22 protein-coding genes and 1 other RNA gene are annotated in these 22912 nt (G+C 51.1%); 10 read left to right on the top strand and 13 right to left on the bottom strand.

From position 1 onward, the window contains the following. Nucleotides 1–180 precede the first annotated feature (180 nt). From htpG to OI69_RS05080, 6 genes are all read right to left on the bottom strand, one after another. Nucleotides 181–2064, bottom strand: a complete 1884-nt coding sequence (gene htpG, locus OI69_RS05105) for a molecular chaperone HtpG (protein WP_200886900.1) — start codon at nucleotides 2062–2064, stop codon at nucleotides 181–183. A 172-nt stretch (nucleotides 2065–2236) separates the two neighbouring features. After that, nucleotides 2237–2842 carry a recombination mediator RecR gene (recR, locus tag OI69_RS05100; protein ID WP_039346873.1) on the bottom strand — a complete coding sequence of 202 codons (606 nt, stop codon included), beginning with the start codon at nucleotides 2840–2842 and terminating at the stop codon, nucleotides 2237–2239. Further along, complete coding sequence (locus OI69_RS05095; RefSeq protein ID WP_039346872.1) at nucleotides 2842–3171, bottom strand: YbaB/EbfC family nucleoid-associated protein; 330 nt, start codon at nucleotides 3169–3171, stop codon at nucleotides 2842–2844. Before OI69_RS05095 ends, recR begins: the two co-directional genes overlap by 1 nt. A gap of 42 nt (nucleotides 3172–3213) precedes the next feature. Beyond that, the gene (gene dnaX / locus OI69_RS05090; RefSeq protein ID WP_039346871.1) at nucleotides 3214–5259 is read right to left on the bottom strand and encodes a DNA polymerase III subunit gamma/tau; all 2046 of its coding nucleotides are present in this window, start codon (nucleotides 5257–5259) and stop codon (nucleotides 3214–3216) included. Nucleotides 5260–5333: 74 nt separating this feature from the next. Further along, nucleotides 5334–5885: an adenine phosphoribosyltransferase gene (gene apt / locus OI69_RS05085; protein WP_039346911.1), complete on the bottom strand. Its 552-nt coding sequence runs from the start codon at nucleotides 5883–5885 to the stop codon at nucleotides 5334–5336. Nucleotides 5886–6102: 217 nt separating this feature from the next. After that, nucleotides 6103–6498, bottom strand: a complete 396-nt coding sequence (locus OI69_RS05080; RefSeq protein WP_039346870.1) for a DUF454 family protein — start codon at nucleotides 6496–6498, stop codon at nucleotides 6103–6105. Nucleotides 6499–6685: 187 nt separating this feature from the next. Here OI69_RS05080 and priC point away from each other — a divergent pair, with 187 nt between their 5' ends. Together priC and rsmS are read left to right on the top strand one after the other, a co-directional pair. Further along, complete coding sequence (gene priC, locus OI69_RS05075) at nucleotides 6686–7222, top strand: primosomal replication protein PriC (protein WP_039346868.1); 537 nt, start codon at nucleotides 6686–6688, stop codon at nucleotides 7220–7222. A gap of 35 nt (nucleotides 7223–7257) precedes the next feature. After that, entirely contained in the window at nucleotides 7258–7437 is a 180-nt protein-coding gene (gene rsmS, locus OI69_RS05070; RefSeq protein WP_039346867.1) for a pleiotropic regulatory protein RsmS, read from the top strand. Nucleotides 7438–7476: 39 nt separating this feature from the next. Here the strand turns inward: rsmS and acrR are convergent, their stop codons facing one another. Further along, nucleotides 7477–8118 carry a multidrug efflux transporter transcriptional repressor AcrR gene (gene acrR, locus OI69_RS05065; protein ID WP_039346866.1) on the bottom strand — a complete coding sequence of 214 codons (642 nt, stop codon included), beginning with the start codon at nucleotides 8116–8118 and terminating at the stop codon, nucleotides 7477–7479. Nucleotides 8119–8262: 144 nt separating this feature from the next. On the opposite strand from acrR, the gene OI69_RS05060 reads away from it, so the two are divergent. The 6 genes from OI69_RS05060 (at nucleotide 8263) to OI69_RS05040 (ending at nucleotide 14460) form a co-directional block, all read left to right on the top strand. After that, nucleotides 8263–9456 carry an efflux RND transporter periplasmic adaptor subunit gene (locus OI69_RS05060; RefSeq protein ID WP_039346865.1) on the top strand — a complete coding sequence of 398 codons (1194 nt, stop codon included), beginning with the start codon at nucleotides 8263–8265 and terminating at the stop codon, nucleotides 9454–9456. A gap of 28 nt (nucleotides 9457–9484) precedes the next feature. After that, complete coding sequence (locus tag OI69_RS05055; protein ID WP_039346864.1) at nucleotides 9485–12613, top strand: efflux RND transporter permease subunit; 3129 nt, start codon at nucleotides 9485–9487, stop codon at nucleotides 12611–12613. A 225-nt stretch (nucleotides 12614–12838) separates the two neighbouring features. After that, nucleotides 12839–13087 carry a type B 50S ribosomal protein L31 gene (locus OI69_RS05050; RefSeq protein ID WP_039346863.1) on the top strand — a complete coding sequence of 83 codons (249 nt, stop codon included), beginning with the start codon at nucleotides 12839–12841 and terminating at the stop codon, nucleotides 13085–13087. 17 nt (nucleotides 13088–13104) lie between these two features. Beyond that, a complete protein-coding gene (gene ykgO, locus OI69_RS19080; protein ID WP_072034259.1) occupies nucleotides 13105–13248 on the top strand; it encodes a type B 50S ribosomal protein L36 in 144 nt (47 codons plus the stop codon). 586 nt (nucleotides 13249–13834) lie between these two features. Continuing rightward, the gene (gene tomB, locus OI69_RS05045) at nucleotides 13835–14203 is read left to right on the top strand and encodes an Hha toxicity modulator TomB (RefSeq protein ID WP_039346862.1); all 369 of its coding nucleotides are present in this window, start codon (nucleotides 13835–13837) and stop codon (nucleotides 14201–14203) included. 53 nt (nucleotides 14204–14256) lie between these two features. Further along, entirely contained in the window at nucleotides 14257–14460 is a 204-nt protein-coding gene (locus OI69_RS05040; RefSeq protein WP_005976087.1) for an HHA domain-containing protein, read from the top strand. A 487-nt stretch (nucleotides 14461–14947) separates the two neighbouring features. Here OI69_RS05040 and ffs read toward each other — a convergent pair. After that, nucleotides 14948–15044, bottom strand: an RNA gene (gene ffs, locus OI69_RS19075) — signal recognition particle sRNA small type. 185 nt (nucleotides 15045–15229) lie between these two features. Between ffs and OI69_RS05035 the strand changes: the two genes are divergently transcribed. After that, nucleotides 15230–15550, top strand: a complete 321-nt coding sequence (locus OI69_RS05035; RefSeq protein WP_039346861.1) for an MGMT family protein — start codon at nucleotides 15230–15232, stop codon at nucleotides 15548–15550. A gap of 23 nt (nucleotides 15551–15573) precedes the next feature. On the opposite strand, the gene OI69_RS05030 is transcribed toward OI69_RS05035, so the two are convergent. Further along, a complete protein-coding gene (locus OI69_RS05030) occupies nucleotides 15574–16155 on the bottom strand; it encodes a YbaY family lipoprotein (RefSeq protein WP_039346860.1) in 582 nt (193 codons plus the stop codon). Nucleotides 16156–16366: 211 nt separating this feature from the next. Here OI69_RS05030 and tesB point away from each other — a divergent pair, with 211 nt between their 5' ends. Continuing rightward, the gene (gene tesB, locus OI69_RS05025) at nucleotides 16367–17230 is read left to right on the top strand and encodes an acyl-CoA thioesterase II (protein ID WP_039346859.1); all 864 of its coding nucleotides are present in this window, start codon (nucleotides 16367–16369) and stop codon (nucleotides 17228–17230) included. A gap of 75 nt (nucleotides 17231–17305) precedes the next feature. Here tesB and amtB read toward each other — a convergent pair whose 3' ends face one another. The 4 genes from amtB to OI69_RS05005 form a co-directional block, all read right to left on the bottom strand. Then, nucleotides 17306–18592, bottom strand: a complete 1287-nt coding sequence (gene amtB / locus OI69_RS05020) for an ammonium transporter AmtB (protein ID WP_039346857.1) — start codon at nucleotides 18590–18592, stop codon at nucleotides 17306–17308. A gap of 39 nt (nucleotides 18593–18631) precedes the next feature. Further along, the gene (gene glnK / locus OI69_RS05015) at nucleotides 18632–18970 is read right to left on the bottom strand and encodes a P-II family nitrogen regulator (RefSeq protein ID WP_002208627.1); all 339 of its coding nucleotides are present in this window, start codon (nucleotides 18968–18970) and stop codon (nucleotides 18632–18634) included. A 344-nt stretch (nucleotides 18971–19314) separates the two neighbouring features. Then, nucleotides 19315–21090 (bottom strand): SmdB family multidrug efflux ABC transporter permease/ATP-binding protein, encoded by a 1776-nt coding sequence (locus tag OI69_RS05010; RefSeq protein WP_039346855.1) that lies wholly within the window; start codon nucleotides 21088–21090, stop codon nucleotides 19315–19317. Continuing rightward, on the bottom strand, nucleotides 21083–22852 hold the full coding sequence (locus OI69_RS05005; protein ID WP_039346853.1) for a SmdA family multidrug ABC transporter permease/ATP-binding protein: 1770 nt from the start codon (nucleotides 22850–22852) through the stop codon (nucleotides 21083–21085). Before OI69_RS05005 ends, OI69_RS05010 begins: the two co-directional genes overlap by 8 nt. Nucleotides 22853–22912: the final 60 nt, after the last annotated feature.

The raw sequence follows: 22912 nt of genomic DNA, 5'->3' as shown, positions 1-22912 counted from the left end.
CAGACGCTTATGCTCAAGGAACGGGCACGCTTCAGCAACGCGTAGACTGATGAAAAAAAGCAAGATACCTAAAGTCTACCCAATGTTGTCATTCAGTGTAGATGAAGAAACGCACAATAGTGGAAGGAAGAATGACCTTGAAGGAGACCCCGGCGTACCGGGGTCTGAAGGATGTCACGCTCAGGCGCTGAGCAACTGATTCATACGACGAATGAACTGGTTCGGGTCGTCCAGCGTACCGCGTTCGGCCAGTAAAGCCTGATCCAGCAACAGTTCAACCCATTCACCGAATTCAGCTTCATCGGACACGTCAGCCGCACGTTTAATTAACGCGTGCTCCGGGTTGAGTTCAAAAATGTACTTCACTTCCGGCGCCTGTTGACCCGCCGCGGCGAACAATTTTGCCATCTGCGTGCTCATTTCATCCGCATCCGTCACGACAATCGCAGGCGTGTCGGTCAAACGGTAGGTGAAACGCACATCTTTAACACGCTCGCCCAGCAGGGTTTTCACACGCTCAACAAACGGCTCCAGCGCTTTTTGCGCTTCTTTCTGTTCTGCGTTTTCCTCGTCAGCCAGTTTATCCAGCGCTTCGTCTGCCTTGCTGACAGACTGGAAGGATTTACCGTCAAACTCGGTCAGGTAGCTCATCATCCATTCATCAATGCGCTCAGACAGCAGCAATACCTCGATGCCTTTCTTACGGAACAGTTCCAGATGCGGGCTGCTCTTCGCTGCCGCGTAGCTATCTGCGGTGATGTAGTAGATCTTGTCCTGACCTTCCACCATCCGACTAACGTAATCGTCCAGCGACACCGTCTGTGCAGAACTGTCGGATTGCGTGGTGGCAAAGCGCAGCAGTTTCGCAATGGCTTCACGGTTGCTGCCATCTTCCGCCGGGCCTTCTTTCAGCACCAGACCAAACTGCTGCCAGAACGTCTGGTATTTTTCCGCATCGTCTTTCGCCAATTTATCCAGCATTTGCAGCACACGCTTGGTCAGCGCATTGCGCAGATTCTGCGTCACACGGCTGTCCTGCAAAATCTCGCGGGAAACGTTCAATGGCAGATCGTTGGAATCAATCAGGCCGCGAACAAAACGCAGGTAGTTCGGCATGAACTGCTCAGCGTCATCCATAATGAAGACGCGCTGCACATACAATTTCAGACCGTGTTTATGATCGCGATTCCACATATCCCACGGTGCGCGAGCCGGGATGTAGAGCAGGCTGGTGTATTCCTGCTTCCCTTCCACACGGTTGTGGCTCCAGCTCAGCGGATCGGTAAAGTCGTGGGAAATGTGCTTATAGAATTCGTTGTATTCATCATCGCTGACTTCAGATTTACCGCGCGTCCACAGCGCCTGCGCCTTGTTGATTTTTTCCCAGCTTACCGTGGACTCGCCGCCTTCCTCTTCACTTTCCGTCTGGGATTGAATTTCTACCGGCAGCGCAATGTGATCGGAATATTTGCTGATAACGGAACGCACACGCCAGTCGTCCAGAAACTCGTCTTCACCTTCGCGCAGGTGCAGAGTGATTTCCGTACCACGATCGTCTTTGGTGATGTCAGCGATGGTGTAATCCCCTTCGCCAGCAGATTCCCAATACACGCCCTGATCGGCGTTCGCACCCGCAGCTCGGGTACGCACGGTCACTTTATCTGCGACGATGAAAGCAGAGTAAAAACCGACCCCGAACTGACCAATCAGTTGGCTATCTTTAACCTGATCGGAACCCATGGATTCCAGAAAAGCCTTGGTGCCGGATTTCGCAATCGTACCGAGATTATCAATCACTTCGTCACGGCTCATACCGATGCCGTTGTCAGAAATCGTCAGCGTGCGTTTTTCTTTGTCCGTAGACACTCGCACACGCAGATCGCCATCGCCCGCGTACAGTTCCGGCGTGGATAGCGCACGGAAACGCAGCTTATCTGCCGCATCGGAGGCATTGGAGATCAACTCACGCAGAAAAATTTCTTTATTGGAATACAGCGAATGGATCATCAAATGCAGGAGTTGCTTAACTTCGGACTGGAACCCGCGAGTCTCTTGGCCTTTCATACTCATTGTTGCTTACCTCAATCCTAATATTATTCAGGCTGATTAAACTGACGATAAGTAGCAGATGGGGATAAACCAAGGTGGTTTCAAGGGGTAAAATTGAGTGAGTAAAGAAAACGATGAAAGATAAAGCAAAGGCGGCTACCAGCTAATAACGCTGGTAGCCGACAGATTAAAACCGGAAAGGCTGACGCCCCGCCAGAGAATGGGACAGCGTGGTGCCATCAACCATTTCCAGTTCGCCGCCAACGGGGACACCGTGGGCAATGCGGCTAGCCATCACGCCGTGTTGTGCGCACAGTTCGGCGATATAATTCGCCGTAGCATCGCCTTCAACCGTCGGGTTGGTCGCTAAAATCACTTCGCTGATCGATTCCACTTGCAGGCGCTCTTCCAGCCGCCCCAAACCGATATCGTCCGGGCCAATGCCATCCAGCGGTGACAAATGCCCCATCAAAACAAAGTAACGACCGGCAAACTGCCCGGTCTGTTCAATAGCCTGAATATCCGCCGGGCTTTCCACCACGCAAACCTGCCCGTTTTGCTGGCGACGTGGGTTCGAACAAATCGCACACACGTCCTGCTCGGTGAAGGTGCGGCAATCGCTACAGTGGCCGATTTCGGACATCGCCCGCGTCAACGCCTGCGCCAGACGCATCCCCCCGCTGCGGTTACGTTGCAGCAGTTGAAACGCCATACGCTGCGCAGACTTCGGCCCAACGCCCGGCAAGCAGCGTAGCGCTTCCATCAGTGATTCAAGAAGCGAACTGGTCTGCATCAGAACGGCATCTTGAAGCCCGGCGGCAATTGCATGCCGCTGGAAACCGCTGCCATTTTCTCTTGCTGCGTTTCTGCGATACGGCGTGCTGCATCATTGAATGCCGCCGCGATCAGGTCTTCCAGCATCTCTTTGTCATCTTCCATCAGGCTTGGGTCGATCTCAACGCGGCGGCAATTGTGCGCACCGTTGATCGTAATTTTCACCAGACCCGCGCCCGATTCGCCTGTGACTTCCAGATTCGCCACTTCTTCCTGCATCTGCTGCATTTTTTCCTGCATCTGCTGGGCTTGCTTCATCAGGTTGCCAATTCCACCTTTACCAAACATAGTTTTCTCTCTTCATCACGTCGGGCTGCGCACTCGCAGCGGTTAAACAGGGCGGATACTTTCTTCGTCCAGTTCCGCATCAAAGAAACGCCGCAGCGTTTGAATCGTTGTATCAGCCAGAATCGACTGACGCGCCTGCGCCAGTTTTTCTTCATATATCGCCTGACGCCACTCCAGCGGCGTTCGCAACGCCGGGTTGTCGTCTTCCGTAATCAGTAATTCTACAGGATACCCGTAGTGAGCCGTCAATGCGTCCACCAGCGTCTTTTGCGCCGCAGGCGAATTCAGATGCCGCTGGGATGAACGCAGATGCAGATGGATCTTGCCTGCCTCTTCGCTCTCTTTAAACGCATTCAGCGCCAATTGTTGTACCAGCTTTGGCAAGGTCAGGCGATGGATTTCCGCCGCCCAGGCATCCCGCTCCAGCGACTCTTCCGCCAGCCGTGCCGCCAGTTCCGGCGTTTTTTCATGCTCTAATGCCGAGCGCAACGCTTTTGGCGTCGCTACATCAACCTTTTCTTCTTCGACGTTGTTTTGCGCCCGCCAACGATACGCTTCCGGCTTTTTAGGCTCGGAGGGCGAGGTTTTCGCATTTTGCCGTTGCAGGCTGCGCTCAGTGACTGAAGCCAATCGCTCCAGCGCTGAGGTTGCCGGCCGCGTGTTGTCAGACGCTGCCGGTTCAGCCTTTTTTGGCGGCGTACTCCCCTGTTTTCGTAGCAGTTGGCTGCGCGCCTGTAGCAATTGGGAGGTCGCATCAGGCAGCTCGTTTTCACCATGCAGCTCCGCTGAAGCAGGCGGTTCCCCTAACGGCGGCGCATACGCGGATACATCCATCGGTGGTTCAGGAGAATAAGATGGCGGCTCATATTCGGGAGAAGCGGTATTTTGCCGCCTCGGCATGCGAACCGCCTCAGGAGCCGCAGCAACAGGCTGCGGCGCAGGCGGCTGGATAGCAGGAACACGCGTAGCCTGAACGGGCGCAACCGGTTCAACAATGACCTGACTGGGGTGAAACGCCAGCGCTCTCAGCAGCGTCATTTCCACGCCCATTCGACGGTCTGGCGCAAAAGGCAGCTCTTTGCGGCCAATTAACAGGGTCTGATAGTAAAGCTGCACGTCTGCGGGCGGCAGCACGCGCGCTAAATCTCGCATACGGGCTTCGACCGCCGCGTAATCATCCCCCAACGCCGCAGGCAGCAGTTGAACCATCGCAATGCGGTGTAACAGGGTCTGGGTTTCTACCAGCAGCGATTCCCAATCGACGCCACGCGCGGCGACCTGATCGAGCAATGACATCACCTGTACGCCATCGCCTTTCGCCAGCGCTTCAATGAGCGCCAACGGTTGTTCATCGTCCAGCGTCCCCAGCATGTGGCTGACAGACGCGGTCGTGACCTGCCCTTGCCCCATCGCAATGGCCTGATCGGTCAGGCTCAACGCATCGCGCAAGCTTCCATCGGCGGCTCGCGCAAGAAGTTGCAGCGCACGAGGTTCGCTAACGAGATTTTCTGCCTGTAATACCTGTTCCAGATGCGCACGAATCTGTTCAACATCCAGCGCTTTAAGGTGAAATTGCAGACAGCGCGACAGAATAGTCACCGGCAACTTCTGCGGATCGGTGGTCGCCAGCAGGAATTTGACGTGGGGAGGCGGCTCCTCCAGCGTTTTCAGCAGCGCATTAAAACTGTGGCGCGATAGCATGTGTACTTCGTCAATCAGGTACACCTTGAATCGCCCACGCGCGGGGGCATACTGCACGTTATCCAACAGATCGCGCGTATCTTCGACTTTAGTGCGGGACGCGGCATCGATTTCAATTAAATCGACAAAACGGCCCTGCTCGATTTCCCGGCAGTTGTCACACTGGCCGCACGGCGTGGCCGTCACGCCCTGTTCGCAATTCAGCCCTTTTGCCAGCAAACGGGCAATCGTCGTCTTTCCGACACCGCGGGTGCCAGAAAACAAATACGCGTGATGGATCCTGCCTAGGGAAAGGCCATTCGCCAGTGCGGTCAGGACATGTTCCTGACCGACAACGTGGGTAAAGGTTTGGGGACGCCACTTACGGGCAAGAACCTGATAGCTCATCAATACCGCAACAGTCGAGTTATTGAGGCGATCATGCTAACACAGCCACGCCGCTATCGGCGAGACTGTTATGATTAATGGCCGGGGAAGTCCACCAGGCTATAGCAAGTGACACCCATCTCGGTCAGGCGTTGCTCGCCGCCCAGGTCGAACAGGTTAATAATAAAAGCGGCATCGTTTACCGCACCGCCCAGACGACGGATCAATTTCACCGTGGCTTCAAGCGTACCGCCCGTCGCCAGCAGATCGTCGATCACCAGCACGTTATCGCCAGCGGAGATGGCATCAGCATGAATTTCCAATGTATCTGAACCGTATTCCAGCTCATAGCTTTCACTGATAGTCGGACGCGGCAGTTTGCCCGGTTTACGCACGGGAACAAAACCCACACCCAACGCCAGAGCAACCGGGGCACCAAACAGAAAACCACGCGCCTCTGTACCCACAACCTTCGTCACGCCGATGTTGCGATAACGGTTCGCCAGCATCTCAATACTGGCTGCATAAGCGACAGGATCTTCCAGCAGGCTAGTGACATCACGGAACAGTATGCCCGGCTTCGGATAATCGGGGATGCTTTTGATACTGTTTTTAATTAATTCTGCCTGCTGCGCTGTTACGGTCATCATAGTTGTGCCTGATAAAACGTTCTGAACATACCAATGCCGATCACCACCACGCTTTCATCATCGCATGATGTGATGAATGGGCATTATGACAAGGAAGAAAGTGGTGACCCGCGCACGAAAGCGGTCAAATCTAGTCAAAGTGGCTGACAAATGCAACTATCCGCACTCTGGGTGCGTATTTTTTGTATTTTCGTCACAGAGACTGCCGCTTACGCTATCTTTTCGGATTCGCGCCCTGCGGTTGTTGTTCTGGATCAAGCACAGGTAAACGAAGCATAAAGGTCAGCAAAATAGCCAAAATGACCAACAGTAAAATCCTGACCCAAACCAGTTTAACCAACCAGAGTGAAAGCGCAAACGTCAGGAGAATCATGGTGACGGCCTTCCATTTTGCTCCCGGCGGTAACGCCCGATGTTGCTGCCAGTGGCGCAGATAGCTGCCAAACCAGGAACGGTATAGCAACCAGTTATGGAAACGTGGAGACGAGCGGGCAAAACACCAGGCAGCCAGCAGCAAGAAAGGCGTGGTCGGCAATAAAGGCAGCACGACACCTAACGTTGCCAGTACAACGGAAACCCACCCCAATATTATCAGCAACACGCGATACATATTCACCTTTATGCTTTGTTCGCTACCACCAGATTTTCTCTACGACACTTTATCACCACCTTGCCCGATGGATTAGTTAAGATATCCTCATGCAAGGTATCAGGTCACGCAGACCCAGACCGACTACACAACCACAGCATACCGCGTCAACGCACTGAATCATCACCTTAGCGTAAAAAGGGAAAACGTGAACACACATCGATTGTTGCAAGCGCTTGAACAACAGATTACCACGCTAGCGAAAGCGCTCGAACCGCTGGCGGATAAAGCCGTGCCACAATCGCGCTTTGACCGCCAGCTTTTTAGCAGCTACGGCACTCGGCTACGTGATTATCGTGTCGAAGTTGAACAAAATCTGCACGCAATAAAACAGTTGGTCGCAGAACAACGCACCGATCGCGTGGCTTTTCTGGCAGAAAAGTTGGTCAGCCAGATAGCCGCACTACAGCGCGAACTGGCAACACAGTCACTGCGCAGGCAGGAGCAAGAAGGCGCTCCCCAACCGGAAGATGTATATCACAAACTGGCGGAACATCAGGATTATGAACGTCGCTTGCTTTCGATGATTCAGGATAGAGAAAGTCTGCTCGTTACACAGACGCTTCTTAGCGAGCAACAGCGACTGCAAAAAGAGTTGGCGGCGCTGGAAGGACGCCTGTCACGCTGCCGTCAGTCGCTGTCACGACTGGAGCGTCAGATCGAACGCCGGGAACAAGGGCTGTAACCCCACAGCGTTGCCAAGAAAGGAGGAACCGAGTCATGTCACTTGAAAATGCCCCCCCAGAAGTTAAGCTGGCGGTCGATTTGATTATGCTGCTGGAAGAAAATCAGATCGAACCGCATACCGTGCTGGCCGCATTGGCAATAGTGCAAACCGATTTTGAGAAAAAGATTGTGCTAACAGAAACCAACGCTAAATCGTCTGCACACAACGAATAGCACCATGCAGAGGTAAGATAGACGAATTCGAACGGCCACTTACTCTGCGGGTTTACGCAGCGCCGGGCTAAAATGCAACATATCGATAAAGGCATCCACCAACGCAGGAGCTTCCTCATCGAGATCGAAACTTTCCGGCATAAATAGCCAGTTTTCCATCACACCAGAGAAGTAGGCGCGCAGCGCGATCGCTGCACGACGCGAGTGAATATCCGTCGGTAACATCCCCATACGGATGCACTCGAGCAGATTTTCCTCAATATCGACATAGCAGGAAAGATAAAGCTCTTTGCGCGCGTTATACGATTGCAACATTTCACCGACGAACTCGCATTTATGAAAAGCGATTTCCAGAATCGAGCGCCAGTTTGTATCACTGACAGTTAAACGAAGCATATTAATCAACAACTCACGCATTACGCGAAGTGGATTATCAGGGAATTTTGTCTGATACTCTATTTCGAACTCACTGATTTTTGACTCTGCCAGCGCCCAAATCTCATCAAAGATTTCGGCTTTGTTTTTAAAATGCCAGTAAATAGCACCGCGGGTTACGCCAGCAGCAGTTGCAATGTCAGACAATGAAGTCGCAGACACACCATGCTCAGAGAACACTTTTAACGCCGTATCCAGTATCTGTTGCCGAGTTTCCTGAGCCTGTTTTTTGGTTTTTCGTGCCATATCGTTGTATTTGAAGGGAAGCGCGATTTACATACATTCAAGAATGTATGTAACATAGCATGAACATAAAATTATAGCAGCAATGGGTTTTTTTAAGCTTGTGATCCATTGGTCAATTTCAAATCGGACACTTGAGGTTTATCTATGAACAAAAACAGAGGGCTAACGCCTCTGGCGGCAGTTCTGATGCTTTCTGGCGGCTTACTACTCGCAGGATGTGATGACAACACCAAGCAGCAGGGGGGCGCGCAACAGCGCATGCCTGAAGTGGGTATTGTCACGTTGAAAACAGAAGCATTGAATGTGATGACCGAGCTGCCGGGCCGCACAAGTGCTTACCGCATTGCAGAGGTTCGACCACAGGTTGGCGGTATTATCCTCAAACGCAACTTCGTTGAAGGATCTGACATTAAGGCTGGCGCCTCACTGTATCAGATCGATCCTGCGACCTATCAAGCAAACTATAACAGCGCCAAAGGCTCACTGGCTCAGGCTCAGGCTCAGGCAGAAATTGCCCGCGTGACGGTTAACCGCTATAAACCGCTGCTGGGCACCAACTACGTCAGCAAGCAGGATTACGATCAGGCGGTCGCCACCTCGCGCCAAGCCGATGCTGCGGTGTTGGCCGCTAAAGCCGCGGTTGATACGGCACAAATCAATCTGGCTTACACCAAAGTCAATTCGCCTATTGAAGGCCGCGTGGGTAAATCAACGGTGACGGAAGGTGCATTGGTGTCAACCGGACAGGCGACGGCACTCACCACCGTGCAACAGCTTGACCCAATCTATGTTGATGTCACCCAGTCCAGTAATGATTTCCTGCAACTGAAGAAAGCGCTGGAAAACGGCACGCTGAAGCAGAATGAAGGCAAAGCCAATGTCCGTCTGCTGTTAGAAAACGGTACGGAATATGCCGAGGCAGGGACATTAGAATTCTCTGATGTTACGGTAGATGAAACCACCGGTTCCATCACGCTGCGCGCCATTTTTCCTAACCCCCAGCACAACCTTCTCCCCGGTATGTTCGTACGCGCCCGTCTCGATTCCGGCGTTAACCCAACAGCCTTATTAGTGCCTCAGCAAGGTATTACCCGCGATCCGCGTGGCCAGGCTACCGCTATGGTAGTTGGAGAAGGCGATAAAGTGGAACCTCGTACGCTTAAAACCGATAAAGCAATTGGTGACAAATGGTTAGTGACCGAAGGCTTGAAAGCAGGCGACCGCGTTATCGTGACGGGTTTGCAAAAAATCAGACCTGGTGCGCAGGTGAAAGCTAAAGAAATCGCTCAAGAAAATCAGCAGGCGCAACAAACGCCAGCAGAACCCGCGAAGTCTTAAGACGTTCTAACAGGAGCCGGTATAATTCATGGCTAAGTTTTTTATAGATCGACCCATTTTTGCATGGGTACTCGCCATCATAGTGATGCTGACGGGGTTGCTGGCAATTGTTAAATTACCTATTGCCCAGTATCCGACAATCGCGCCCCCCGCGATTGACGTAACCGCAAACTATCCTGGGGCCGATGCGTCAACGTTGCAGGACTCCGTTACCCAGGTTATCGAACAGAATATGAACGGTATCGATAACCTGATGTATATGTCATCAAGCAGTGATTCTTCTGGTACGGTTCAGATTACGCTGACGTTTGAGGCAGGTACGGATCCAGATATCGCGCAGGTTCAGGTGCAGAACAAACTGCAACTGGCCATGCCGCTGCTACCGCAGGAAGTACAACAGCAAGGGGTTAACGTTCAGAAATCCAGTAGTAGCTTCCTCATGGTTGCCGCCTTCATCAGTGAAGACGGTAAAATGTCACAGGAAGATATCGCTGACTACGTGGCCGCTAACGTTAAAGATTCCATCAGCCGTACCACCGGCGTGGGTGATGCACAATTGTTTGGTGCCCAATACGCGATGCGTATCTGGCTGGATCCAAGCAAATTGAACAACTACCAATTAACCTCTGGTGATGTGATCGCTGCAATCCGAGTTCAAAACAACCAGATTGCGGCAGGACAATTAGGGGGCACCCCCCCCGCTCCCGGTCAGCAGTTGAATGCGTCGATCATTGCGCAGACTCGGCTGAAGTCGGTTGACGAATTCTCTAAAATACTGCTGAAAGTTAACACCGATGGCTCTCAGGTTCGTCTTAAAGACGTGGCACGCGTTGAATTGGGAGCGGAAGGCTACGACATCATCGCGCGTTTCAATGGTAAACCTGCTGCCGGTATCGGTATCAAACTGGCAACGGGTGCCAACGCGCTAGATACCGCCAGCGCAGTAAAAGCCGCGCTGACCAAAGCGGAAGAGTTCTTCCCTTCTGGCATGAAAGTGGTTTATCCGTACGATACCACGCCCTTCGTGAAGATTTCGATCAACGAAGTAGTGAAAACGCTGGTGGAAGCCATCGTACTGGTATTCCTGGTGATGTATCTGTTCTTGCAGAACTTCCGTGCCACGCTGATCCCAACCATCGCCGTGCCGGTCGTCTTGTTGGGGACATTTGCTATCCTCTCCGCGTTTGGTTATTCCATTAACACCCTGACGATGTTCGCGATGGTGCTTGCCATCGGACTTCTGGTGGATGACGCCATCGTCGTCGTGGAAAACGTAGAGCGTGTCATGGCGGAAGAAGGCCTACCGCCTAAAGAAGCGACAAAACGTTCCATGGAGCAGATCCAAGGGGCGTTGGTCGGTATTGCGTTAGTGCTCTCTGCCGTATTCGTCCCGATGGCGTTTACCGGCGGTTCCACCGGGGCAATCTATCGCCAGTTCTCTATCACTATCGTTTCTGCGATGGTGCTGTCGGTGCTGGTCGCATTGATTTTGACCCCTGCGCTTTGTGCCACATTGTTAAAACCGATCGCCAAAGGCGATCACGGTGAGAAAAAAGGCTTCTTCGGCTGGTTCAACAAGGTATTTGAGAAAAGTACGCATCATTACACCGACAGCGTGGCAAATATCCTGCGCAGCACGGGGCGTTATCTGGTCATCTACCTGCTGATTGTTGTTGGTCTGGCCTTGCTATTCTTACGTTTGCCCACCTCCTTCCTGCCAGACGAAGATCAGGGCGTTCTCCTGAACATCGTTCAGTTGCCTTCAGGGGCGACACAGGAAAATACCCAGAAAATCATGGACAGAATGACGCAATACTATCTCGACAATGAGAAAGATAATGTCAAATCTGTGTTTACTGTGACGGGCTTCGGGTTCTCTGGTCGTGGGCAGAACGCCGGTCTGGCATTTGCCAGCCTGAATGACTGGAGCGAACGAAGCGGCGCAGAAAATAAAGTTCAGGCGATTGCTGCCAGAGCTAACGCGGTCTTCAGCCAGTATAAAGAAGCTATCGTTATTGCCGCCAACGTTCCTGCGATTATCGAACTGGGTACGGCAACAGGTTTCGACTTCCAATTGATTGATCAGGCTAACCTTGGCCATGCAAAACTGACGGAAGCCCGTAACCAACTGTTGGGTATGGCCGCACAGCGTCCTGATACGCTGGTGCAGGTTCGTCCTAACGGGATGGAAGATACACCGCAGTTCCGACTCGATATCGATCAGGAAAAAGCACAAGCACTTGGTGTGTCACTGTCGGATATCAGCTCAACGTTGGCAACCACGCTGGGTGGCTCTTATGTGAATGACTTTATCGATCGTGGTCGTGTGAAGAAAGTTTACGTTCAGGCCGATGCGCCTTTCCGTATGCTGCCAGATGACATCAAAAACTGGTACGTTCGCGGTAATAACGGGCAAATGGTGCCCTTCTCCGCCTTCACCCAGAGCCACTGGGAATACGGTTCACCGCGTCTGGAGCGTTACAATGGCCAGCCATCCATGCAGATTCAGGGTGAAGCGGCTCCCGGTAAGAGCACCGGTGATGCGATGGCGCTGATGGAGGAATTCGTCACCAAGTTGCCGCAAGGCATCGGCTACGAGTGGACGGGGATGTCCTATCAAGAACGGCTATCAGGCAATCAGGCACCTGCAATCTATGCGATTTCATTGATTGTCGTATTCCTGTGTCTGGCTGCGCTGTATGAGAGTTGGTCAATACCGTTCTCCGTCATGCTGGTTGTTCCATTAGGGATCATCGGAGCCTTGATTGCGGCGAACATTACGGGTCTTGAAAACGACGTTTACTTTAAGGTGGGTCTGCTGACAACCATAGGGCTGTCGGCGAAGAACGCCATATTGATTGTCGAGTTTGCTAAAGACTTGATGGACAAAGAAGGAAAAGGGTTGGTCGAGGCAACGCTGGACGCCGTTCGTATGCGCTTGCGTCCCATCCTGATGACATCACTTGCTTTTATCCTCGGTGTTATGCCGCTGGTCATTAGTAGTGGTGCAGGCTCCGGTGCACAGAACGCCGTTGGTACTGGCGTAATGGGCGGGATGATCACCGCAACCGTGCTGGCTATCTTCTTCGTTCCGGTATTTTTTGTGGTTGTTCGCCGTCGCTTCAGCAAGAAAGTAGACGATACAACCGCTCACTAAGATCGCCCCTCACCGATATCTACGTTCAAAGGCCGCCTCGCGGCCTTTTTTATATCCCTGCTTACACTCCCCAAGCTCAGCCAGCAAACGAGCGTGATTGGCTATCTTATGCCTCTCTACAGCGGGTTAGAGAGCCATGTCATCGTACCGCAACATAATGGTTGATCCAGAGGATAAAAAGGCGCAACATAAAAGGTATGTTATAACATAACAAATGAGGCAAATATGAAAGCGGGTATTCATCCTGATTATCGCACTGTGGTATTTCATGATACCAGCGCGGATGTCTATTACAGGACGGGATCAACCATTAAAACCGATAGAACCATTGAACTGGAGGGCGCTAGTTACCCTTATGTCACCATTGATGTGTCTTCGGCGTCGCATCCCTATTACACCGGGAAGCAAAAAGAATATTCCAAAGAAGGCAGCACCGCGCGCTTCCAGCAGCGTTTTGGCAACTTCTTCAAGTAATCAGAGAGGGTTATTATATGCAGGTGCTTAGTTCGCTGCGTTCAGCAAAAAATCGCCATAAAGATTGTATTGTGGTTCGCCGCCGTGGACGCGTTTACGTTATATGCAAATCAAATCCGCGCTTTAAGGCCGTACAAGGCGGGAAGAAGAAGAAAAGTTAATCTTTCTCTCGGCATCCCGATACAATCGTGCCATCTTGCGAGCAAGACTGTACGGGATGCCTCGCATAAAAAACAATTGAAACAATAAGATACCCTCTCACTTAATCGACCGAAAAACATCTTCCCATTCCCTCCGCTGTCTCTGCTATTCTTCAGATAAAAATAATTAAATCAATCGCAGAAAAATTTACTCAATGTTCATAGTTGCAAAAAATTTGAAGCCTGATCAAAATAAATAGCAATAAAAAGCGCGTCTATTATTCGCGAATTTTACCAACACCTTTGCTATAGTCATATATAGAACGACGTAATCATAACCTGCATGATACAGCTATACTTAAGGCTAAGTCATGATATGTAGGTATTTACGCCAACCCTATTTCACGACATAGTAGAGAGTAGGAGGTACAAGAATCTCTGTCGTCTCATTCATTGCTGAACAAATCACAATGACTTAATGCATTATCTGTAACAGCATGAATACGAAACACGGCTAATGTCTTTATCTTGCGAGTTTCATCAGTCTACCTGTTTACCAGGTGTTAACCGCAGTAACACTGAATAACGGCTTAACGGAGGGATTGATATGGATGAGTACACCCCAAAACATTATGATATTGCCCAACTCAGATTCTTATGTGAGAATCTGTGTTATGAGAGTATAGCAACGTTAGGCGATAGCAGTCACGGCTGGGTCAATGATCCAACATCTGCGATCAATCTCCAATTAAATGAACTTATTGAGCATATCGCTACATTTATTCTCACATTTAAAATAAAATACCCTAACGAAAGTGAACTTTCAGAGCAGGTTGAAAAGTATTTGGATGATACTTACGTCTTGTTTAGCAACTATGGTATTAATGATACTGAACTACGGCGCTGGCAGAAGTCCAAAGCAAAATTATTCGGAATGTTCTCAGGGGAGGACATCTGTACGCCTGCTAAAACTTAAGCAATAATTTATTTATATTTTTTAACCACCAGGTACTGTTTGCATAGGCCATTATGAAAAAAATCGACTATTTGATGCGTTTGCGTAAATGCACCACCATTGACACTCTCGAACGCGTTATTGAAAAAAACAAGTATGAACTCTCCAATGATGAACTGGAGATGTTCTTTTCAGCAGCCGACCATCGTCTGGCCGAACTGACGATGAACAAACTCTACGACAAAGTTCCTACCGCTGTATGGCGATATGTTCGTTAATTCTTGACGAAACACATACAAAAACTGACATTAAATACACTGCGCCGATAATATTATCGGCCTTTGTTTTTATTATTTTTTTAATGCATTATTTGAGTAATATTTGTAACAAAGTGTATTTTTAATATTAAGTAAAGATATATCTATTTTTCACCCCCACGTATATTTCCTCACCGTTTATCACGGTATTAAAAATAATTCCAATATCCGCAGATCGGACAACGAAGTGCCCCAATGTGCTTGCTTAGAACAGTAATTCTGTCAGTCGAACGTAGCGATGTACATGCAATGTGAAAGACGACGAGGATATAACAATAGCATTGATAACCTCTCTACTAGTCGTTCCCATGATGAATACAGGGGACACAATAATTACCGTGATGATGATTCACTAAGTAAAGGTGGGTCAGTAATCTTTTCGCAAAACGCACGCAGGAAAAGAGAGGCAATCTGACGATGAGCGTTGGTAGGCATGAAATGGTGGAGGCCCTGCCAGCTACATCCCGGCACACACGTCTCCTGCTGCGGCTGCTTCCTTCCGGACCTGACCGAATCCACAGGTTAGTGTTGCGGGAGAACCGACAGGGCCTCCATTGACGACTTTATAACAGTTTGCACATGGTAACCACAGCGTGTCACAAAGCGGTGGGCATTATCGGCGATGGGATAGGCAATTGCAAGCTAACACACGCTAACCGTTGTTTTCTTACTCACCTCACTATGCCACTATGACGTTTAATCGATTTAGAAATGGCAGGAACATCCGCAGATGTCAGAAGAAAACGATAATTTCCGCCAACGCGTTTTTCAAATCGTCGCGGCGATCCCTTACGGCAAGATAGCCACCTATGGCGACATCGCACAGCTCGCCGATTCACCCAGAGCATCGAGACAAGTCGGCGGTGTGTTAAAACGCCTGCCAAAAGACAGCAAACTTCCCTGGCATCGGGTTATCAATCGTAAAGGTGAAATATCACTGGTCGGTGGAGACTATGTGCGCCAGAAGTCAGCGCTACAGGCGGAGGGGGTTATTTTTAATCGTCAGGGAAAGATTGATCTTACGAAATATCGCTGGCAATACGCGCCATAACGGCGCGTATTCAGATAAATGCCTTACCAAATTGGCTGCGGTGCTGTAGATAACGAATCCGGTTGTCTCGGAAGCATATGAGGAGTCTCATTCGTCGGGTTCGCTATCATTGATCCCTGATGTTTGGTCGGTAAGGGAACAGAAGCGACAGGAACCAGAACCAAATCGGCGTGATTTACCCCGTTGCTAATGACTGGCAGAACGTTCTCCGTCACCATGACAATGCGATTATCGATTGCAATAGCCGCACTGAGTAAGATACGGGCATTGGGTTGGATATCCGCTGGATTATACGGTAACTCGAATTGGAAAGGTGCCTGCTTCCCTTCTGTGCGTGTCACACGCTGAGTAATCACTTTTGAAGGCGCATCCGCCAACGATGCATCAGACACCGTAACGGTTAACACGGCGTTGTGCGGTAGCGCAATGCGCTGACGGATATTCACCGTCCCCGTTACCGCAGGCATCGCGACAGCGGGTTGCTGGGAAGATGCACGGGTGACAGGTGCGCCGGTTTGAGGAGAAACACCATAATCCCCCCGTTGTGCGCATGCAGCCAGAGTCATCGATAACGTGATACCGCCTAAGATATGCCATAATTTCATTCGGTCAGTCTCCTTTATTATTGTCAGACTGCCGGTATCGAAAACCGGCACTCATAAAGAGTATGATTCACCCAGCACAATAATCATGGTGCAAAATTCTGATATTTTCCTGAAAACCACATATTTATTGCAGTAAAAAGCCATCATGAAACACGTTACACATTACAAAACAAACAGATAACCCGCATTCATATCCATTGAGGCCGATACCATGAGTCAACCACTACAACACCTTCTCGACCTCCTGCACTTAGAGAAGCTCGAAGAAGGACTATTTCGTGGACAAAGCGATGATTTGGGGCTGCGCCAGGTTTTTGGTGGGCAAGTCGTAGGTCAGGCCATGTCAGCCGCCAAGCAGACCGTTCCCGTCGAGCGCAACATTCACTCTTTCCACAGCTACTTTTTGTTACCCGGCGACAGTCAAAAGCCGATTATTTATGACGTTGAAAACCTGCGCGATGGCAACAGTTTCAGCGCTCGCCGTGTGAGCGCTATCCAGAATGGTCGCCCGATTTTTTATATGACAGCCTCATTTCAAAGCCATGAAGAAGGGTTTGAGCACCAGAATGTGATGCCGGACGTCCCACCACCAGAAGCGCTGAAATCCGAGCAGGAAATCGCCCAAGATATGCAGCATCTCCTGCCCCCCCGCTTTCGCGATAAATTTATTCAGGCCAGCCCGATTGAGATGCGTCCGGTGAAATTCCATAACCCGCTAAAAGGCGAAGTCGATGAACCGGTACGACACGTTTGGTGCCGTGCCAGCGGCTCATTGCCGGACGATAAGCGTATTCATCAATATCTGCTTGGCTACACGTCTGACTGCAATTTCCTACTTACGGCTTTACAGCCTCATGGCGTTGGTTTTTTGGAGCCGGGTATGCAGGTCGCCACGATTGACCATTCGATGTGGTTCCACCGTGATTTCCGCTTAGATGACTGGTTGCTTTATACCGTAGAAAGCACGTCAGCATCCGGTGCTCGTGGGTTCGTGCGTGGGCAGTTCTATACTCGTGAAGGTGTGCTGGTTGCATCCAGCGTGCAGGAAGGCGTGATGCGCCGCCGCCAGCCGTAAACGTTAGGTCACCTCGTAACGCAAAACGGGCGCGGAGTTTCCTCCACGCCCGTTACTATATTTGAGAAATCTCAATTATTGGTTGTAAGCGCTTTCGCCATGGCTGTTGACATCCAGACCTTCACGCTCCTGATCTTCAGGTACACGCAGACCGACAATCATATCCGCCACTTTGAAGGCGACGAATGCCACCACGCCAGACCACACCAGACACACAATGACGCTGAACAACTGAACCCAAACCTGATGCGCCATCGTCACGCCTTCTGCATAGCCAGTACCGCCCAGCGAAGCCGAAGAGAATACCCCGGTCAGGATACAGCCAACGATACCGCACACGCCGTGAACACCGAATACGTCACATGGGTCATCCACACGCAGCCATTTTTTCAGTACGGTTACGCCCCACAGACCTGCGACACCACCAGCCAGACCGATAACCAATGCGCCACCGACACCAACGGTACCCGCCGCTGGCGTGATAGCCACCAGACCGGCGATACAGCCAGAACATGCGCCCAGCAGAGAAGGTTTACCGCGAACCATCCACTCACCGCCAACCCATGCCAGAATCGCAGCAGCAGTAGCGACAACCGTATTCAGGAAAGCCAGTGCGGCAACACCGTTCGCCGCCCCCGCAGAACCCGCATTGAAACCAAACCAGCCGATGTACAGAATCGCCGTACCGATAAATACCATCGGCAGGTTATGCGGTTTGAAAGCTTCTTTGCCAAAACCGGCACGTTTGCCCAGCAGGTAAGCGCCCACCAAACCAGCAACAGCGGCGTTGATGTGAACCACCGTACCACCAGCGAAATCCAGCGCGCCATCCAAAGCCAAATAACCGCCGCCCCATACCATGTGCGTCATCGGCAGGTAGGAGAAAGTCAGCCATAGAGCAACAAAAATCAACACAGCAGAGAAACGAATACGTTCAGCAATTGCCCCGACAATCAGCGCGACGGTGATGCAGGCAAAGGAAGCCTGATACGCCACATGTACAAATTGATAATAAGTACCGCTGATGGACTCAATCCCGATGCCTTTCAGCATAAACGTGCTGAAACCACCAAAGAAGGCGTTACCTTCGCTGAATGCCAGGCTATATCCGTAAACGACCCACAGGATACAAACCATCGCGAAAGTTACGCTCACCTGCGTCATCATAGACAGAACGTTCTTGGAACGGATCAGGCCACCATAAAACAGTGCAATGCCTGGTATAGTCATAAAGAGTACCAGCGCAGTACAAATCATAATAAAAGCGTTATCCGCTTTATCGATCGTCGGTGTCGCAGCCATTGCCCAGGACGGGAGTAATGCCGCCACACCGAGACCTAATGAAGAGAGTAGTTTTTTCATTTTCATCCATCCCTATTTACGAATCTACGTCAGGTGTTGTTAAAGTGCGGCTTCGTCAGTTTCACCCGTACGGATACGGATCACTCTTTGCAGCTCGGCGACAAAAATTTTGCCATCACCAATTTTTCCGGTGTATGCAGCTTTGCTGATCACATCGATCACTTCGTCCAGTTGATCGTCTGCAATCGCGATATCTATTTTTACCTTAGGTAAAAAGTTAACGCTGTATTCTGCGCCACGGTACAGCTCGGCATGCCCTTTCTGACGACCAAAGCCTTTCACCTCGGTGACAGTGAGCCCCTGGATGCCGACAGAAGATAACGCTTCACGTACATCTTCCAGCTTGAATGGTTTTATCACCACAGTAACCAGTTTCATTCATCTTCCCCCTAACCATTACGTTCAGACTTTCGCCCGTCACTTGTTCGATTACGCGCTGTATGCAGTAGGTCTACGCCATAATTAAAGCAAAGGATGTGCCATAAATGATTTATCTGGCATAAATCAGGAAAGAAAACGGAATTAAAGAGGCGAAGGGGCAAAAAATGCAGCCTGTGGGAAAGAAATGACGAAAGATATGAGCAAGAGTTGCACCAAGTTAGTGCACGCAGAGTACTTTTAGTGCATCACGAGTAAAAACCGGGATCCTTATGCTTAGTGATGGTGCGAAGCGATATGCAGACTGTCGGTCTGCACCACTCCGGGCGGTGCAGACCAGGGAATTATGCGGTGCAAGGCTCCGTGCTAGTGGTAGCCAAATCCTCTCCGGCCAACTGTAATTGATACATTTGATAATAGCGCCCTTGCTGTTGCAGCAATTGCTCATGCGTTCCCCGCTCAACGGTTTGCCCATGATGGAGCACCATAATCGTGTCGGCCTCAACAATGGTGGAAAGCCGATGTGCGATGATAATCAAGGTTGTCTGCTCCCTGATAATACGCAACGCCTTTTGCACCGCTTGCTCCGTGCCCGAATCAATATTTGCAGTGGCTTCATCAAGAATCAAGATCTTAGGCGTTTGCACCAGTACCCGCGCAATCGCCAACAGTTGCTTTTGCCCGGTAGACAGGTTATTTCCCTGCTCACCAATACGCGTATGCAATCCTTCAGGAAAACCTCGAACCAGTTCAGCAAGCTGCACAACTTCCAATACGCGCCAAACGGCCTCTTCGCTGATATCACGCCCCAGCGTCACATTCACAAACATGGACTCGGCCAGCACAACCGGATCTTGCTGCACCATTGCCACATTTTGGCGCAAAACCGCATGAGAGAGCGTCGACAGTGGCCGATCATCGAGCCGGATCTCGCCCTTATCCAGCGCGTAATACCCCATCAGCAAACTGGCTAGCGTACTTTTGCCACTGCCGGTATGCCCGACCAGCGCGACAAACCCGCGATCCGGTATCGTCAAAGAGATATTCTGTAGCACACGTTTTTCTGTGTTATACGAGAAAGAGGCATTGTCGATATCGACGCGCCCTCTCACCAGAGGACGTTCGTCATCGCCGTAGCCCTGCTTTTTGCCATCCATCAGTTCAAAGATACGCTCACCGGCCACCACTGCTTGCTGTAGCATGGATTGCTGAGTTGTCAGCTCAATCAACGGTTCATTCAAACGGCCAAGATAGTTGATGAACGCATACAAGACGCCAACGCCAACCGATCCCATTGAACTGAAACCGAATTGTATCAATAAACCACACAGCACCATCGCGGCAAACAGGCTCAGCAGCGGCCGCAGCAGGAACCCCTCCAGACGCAGCGCCTTCATGCGTGCTTTATAATGCTCATGGCTGGCTGCCCCCAGCGTCTTGCCAAAGCGATCCTGCTGGCGGAATTGCTGAATGACGCCCATGCCATTAATCACTTCGTTGAAACCATCATTAATATCCGCCAGATAGCTTCGTACCTTGCGCACAATCGGCGTACTAAACCGATGGTACAGCACCATAACCGTCGCCACCGCGGGGAAAATCATCAGCGCAACCAGCGCCATCTGCCAACTCAGGCTGAACATCGCCACCAGCATCGCACCAACCAGCGCCGCACTGCGCAATACCGTTGACACCACCATGACGTACAAATCTTTCACCACTTCGGTGTCATTGGTCACTCGTGAAATCAACTGCCCGACCGGCTGCGTATCAAATGTGCTCAGCGGCTGACGCAACGCCGCATCCATCACATCGATACGCAGTTGCTGCACAACACCGACCGCAACGCGGTTAAACAGCAACGTCTGAAAATAATGCAACGCAGCGGCCAGAATTTGCAGCAGGATGTAGGCCATTGCCAGCCCCGCCGCAATCGCCAGCGGGAACTGGCCTTTTGCCACCAGATTATCAATAAAATAGCTCACTAACACGGGGCCAGATACTTCGGCAATAGCAGCAACCCACAGCATCAGTACCCCTTGTAGCAGCGGTTTGCGCCAGGGGGAGCCGTAAGCCAGCAGGCGTTTCAGGGTTGGCCAAAACTGCTGAGGACTAGTCATTTTTCGTTCCTTCCGACGACGGCACCTCATCCAGCGCCGCCTCCAGTTGTTGATATCGGTGCATATCCCGATACCAGCCGGGTTCTGACGCCAGCATCCGGTGAGTGCCACGCTGCACCGTTTTTCCTTGTTGCAACACCACAATTTCATTCGCTTCAGTGAGCGCTGACAGGCGATGTGCGCTGATGATCAGCGTCCGTTTTTCACCCCATGTTTTGAGATTCTGCAAAATCTGATGTTCCGTTCGCCCATCAACCGCAGATAGCGCATCGTCCAATACCAGAATTTCAGCCTCCAGCAGTAGAGCACGAGCAATCGCGATCCGCTGTTTTTGACCGCCGGATAGCATCACACCGCGCTCACCCACTTCCGTCTGGTAGCCCTGAGGCAAACGCAGAATATCATCATGGACACTAGCAAGCCGCGCCGCCTGTTCAATCTCTTCTTGGGTGGCATTGGGCCGACCCAGTGCGATATTTTGCGCTACCGTATCCGAAAACAAAAACGGCATTTGTCCCACCACGGCAAAGCGGCTCCGTAGCTCATCCAGTCGAATCGCGCTTAATGGACGATCGTGATAGCGAATCTCGCCCGACTGCGTATCGAAATGCCGCAAAATCAACGCCAGCAGCGTACTTTTCCCCGCCCCCGTCGGCCCACATAACCCCAGCATATTGCCCGGTGCCAACGTAAACTGAATATGTTGTAACGCATCACGGGTATTATCCGGGTAGCGAAACGCGGAGATATTCACCGCCAGCACGCCTCGCTCAGCGGGCAATGATTCCTCACCGTCTTTCACGACGGGTTCTTCCGCAAGTAGCTGACGAATACGGCTATATGCCGCACTACCACGTTCAACAATATTAAACATCCAGGCTAACGCTAGCATCGGCCATATCATCAATCCCAGATACATGACAAAACTGGTCAACAGGCCTAACGTCAACGAACCGTTAATCACCATCCAACTACCGCCAGCAATCGCCAGCAAATTCGACAGCCCGACAGCAATATAAATCGTGGGATCGAAGCGGGCATCAACGCGTGCAACGTGCATATTTTTAGCCCCCGCATCCGCCGCTACTTGTGCAAAGCGCGCGGATTGATAGTTTTCCAGACCGAAAGATTTAATCATCCGAATGCTGGTCAAACTTTCCTGCGCCTGATCGTTAAGCGTAGAAAACGCCGCCTGTGCGGCTTTAAAACGGTTATGCAACTGGGTGCCATAGCGTTTGATGAAAAGCGCCATGATCGGCATCGGAAGCAGCGCCAACAGGGTGAGTTGCCAACTGATCTGAGTACACATAACCACCAGCACGGCACAGCCCATCACCATCGAATCCACCAACGTCAGCACCCCCTCTCCGGCGGCAAAAACGACACGATCGACATCGTTAGTGGCTCTCGCCATGAGATCGCCGGTACGATGACGTTGGTAAAATGCAGAATGCTGACGACTCAATTGGCGGTAAAAATCTTCTCGTAACTCAACCGCCAACTGGTATGACGCGCCAAACAGGAACACCCGCCACACGTAGCGCAGCAGGTACACCATGATGGCCGTGATTAACATCACGCCGATCCACGTCATCATTTCGCCCATCGACATGCCGTGTTGCGTCACACCATCGACAATCACACCGACCAGTTTAGGGGGGAGTAATTGCAGAATAGCAATCACAATCAATAGCGCGACAGCGCCCAGATAGCGCCGCCACTCACGACGAAAATACCAACTCAGTTGAGCAAACAGTCTCACGCGGTTTTCATTCCAATAGCCAGACGGGTCATGACAGACTCAGAAAAGTGATTATATAAA

This window comes from Pectobacterium fontis, assembly GCF_000803215.1.
GTDB lineage: Bacteria > Pseudomonadota > Gammaproteobacteria > Enterobacterales > Enterobacteriaceae > Pectobacterium > Pectobacterium fontis.
The sequence above is the reverse complement of the archived record's forward strand: the minus strand, read 5'-3'. Positions and strand labels throughout refer to the sequence as shown.

Excerpts from the sequence above, each read along its gene's own strand:
- ykgO (WP_072034259.1), top strand. The coding sequence starts at position 13,105 with ATGCAGGTGCTTAGTTCGCTGCGTTCAGCAAAAAATCGCCATAAAGAT.
- OI69_RS05080 (WP_039346870.1), bottom strand. The coding sequence starts at position 6,498 with ATGTATCGCGTGTTGCTGATAATATTGGGGTGGGTTTCCGTTGTACTG.
- OI69_RS05040 (WP_005976087.1), top strand. The coding sequence starts at position 14,257 with ATGAAAAAAATCGACTATTTGATGCGTTTGCGTAAATGCACCACCATT.
- tomB (WP_039346862.1), top strand. The coding sequence starts at position 13,835 with ATGGATGAGTACACCCCAAAACATTATGATATTGCCCAACTCAGATTC.
- amtB (WP_039346857.1), bottom strand. The coding sequence starts at position 18,592 with ATGAAAAAACTACTCTCTTCATTAGGTCTCGGTGTGGCGGCATTACTC.
- OI69_RS05095 (WP_039346872.1), bottom strand. The coding sequence starts at position 3,171 with ATGTTTGGTAAAGGTGGAATTGGCAACCTGATGAAGCAAGCCCAGCAG.
- OI69_RS05030 (WP_039346860.1), bottom strand. The coding sequence starts at position 16,155 with ATGAAATTATGGCATATCTTAGGCGGTATCACGTTATCGATGACTCTG.
- recR (WP_039346873.1), bottom strand. The coding sequence starts at position 2,842 with ATGCAGACCAGTTCGCTTCTTGAATCACTGATGGAAGCGCTACGCTGC.
- OI69_RS05060 (WP_039346865.1), top strand. The coding sequence starts at position 8,263 with ATGAACAAAAACAGAGGGCTAACGCCTCTGGCGGCAGTTCTGATGCTT.
- rsmS (WP_039346867.1), top strand. The coding sequence starts at position 7,258 with ATGTCACTTGAAAATGCCCCCCCAGAAGTTAAGCTGGCGGTCGATTTG.
- htpG (WP_200886900.1), bottom strand. The coding sequence starts at position 2,064 with ATGAAAGGCCAAGAGACTCGCGGGTTCCAGTCCGAAGTTAAGCAACTC.
- dnaX (WP_039346871.1), bottom strand. The coding sequence starts at position 5,259 with ATGAGCTATCAGGTTCTTGCCCGTAAGTGGCGTCCCCAAACCTTTACC.
- OI69_RS05055 (WP_039346864.1), top strand. The coding sequence starts at position 9,485 with ATGGCTAAGTTTTTTATAGATCGACCCATTTTTGCATGGGTACTCGCC.
- apt (WP_039346911.1), bottom strand. The coding sequence starts at position 5,885 with ATGACCGTAACAGCGCAGCAGGCAGAATTAATTAAAAACAGTATCAAA.
- OI69_RS05010 (WP_039346855.1), bottom strand. The coding sequence starts at position 21,090 with ATGACTAGTCCTCAGCAGTTTTGGCCAACCCTGAAACGCCTGCTGGCT.
- tesB (WP_039346859.1), top strand. The coding sequence starts at position 16,367 with ATGAGTCAACCACTACAACACCTTCTCGACCTCCTGCACTTAGAGAAG.
- acrR (WP_039346866.1), bottom strand. The coding sequence starts at position 8,118 with ATGGCACGAAAAACCAAAAAACAGGCTCAGGAAACTCGGCAACAGATA.
- OI69_RS05035 (WP_039346861.1), top strand. The coding sequence starts at position 15,230 with ATGTCAGAAGAAAACGATAATTTCCGCCAACGCGTTTTTCAAATCGTC.
- OI69_RS05050 (WP_039346863.1), top strand. The coding sequence starts at position 12,839 with ATGAAAGCGGGTATTCATCCTGATTATCGCACTGTGGTATTTCATGAT.
- glnK (WP_002208627.1), bottom strand. The coding sequence starts at position 18,970 with ATGAAACTGGTTACTGTGGTGATAAAACCATTCAAGCTGGAAGATGTA.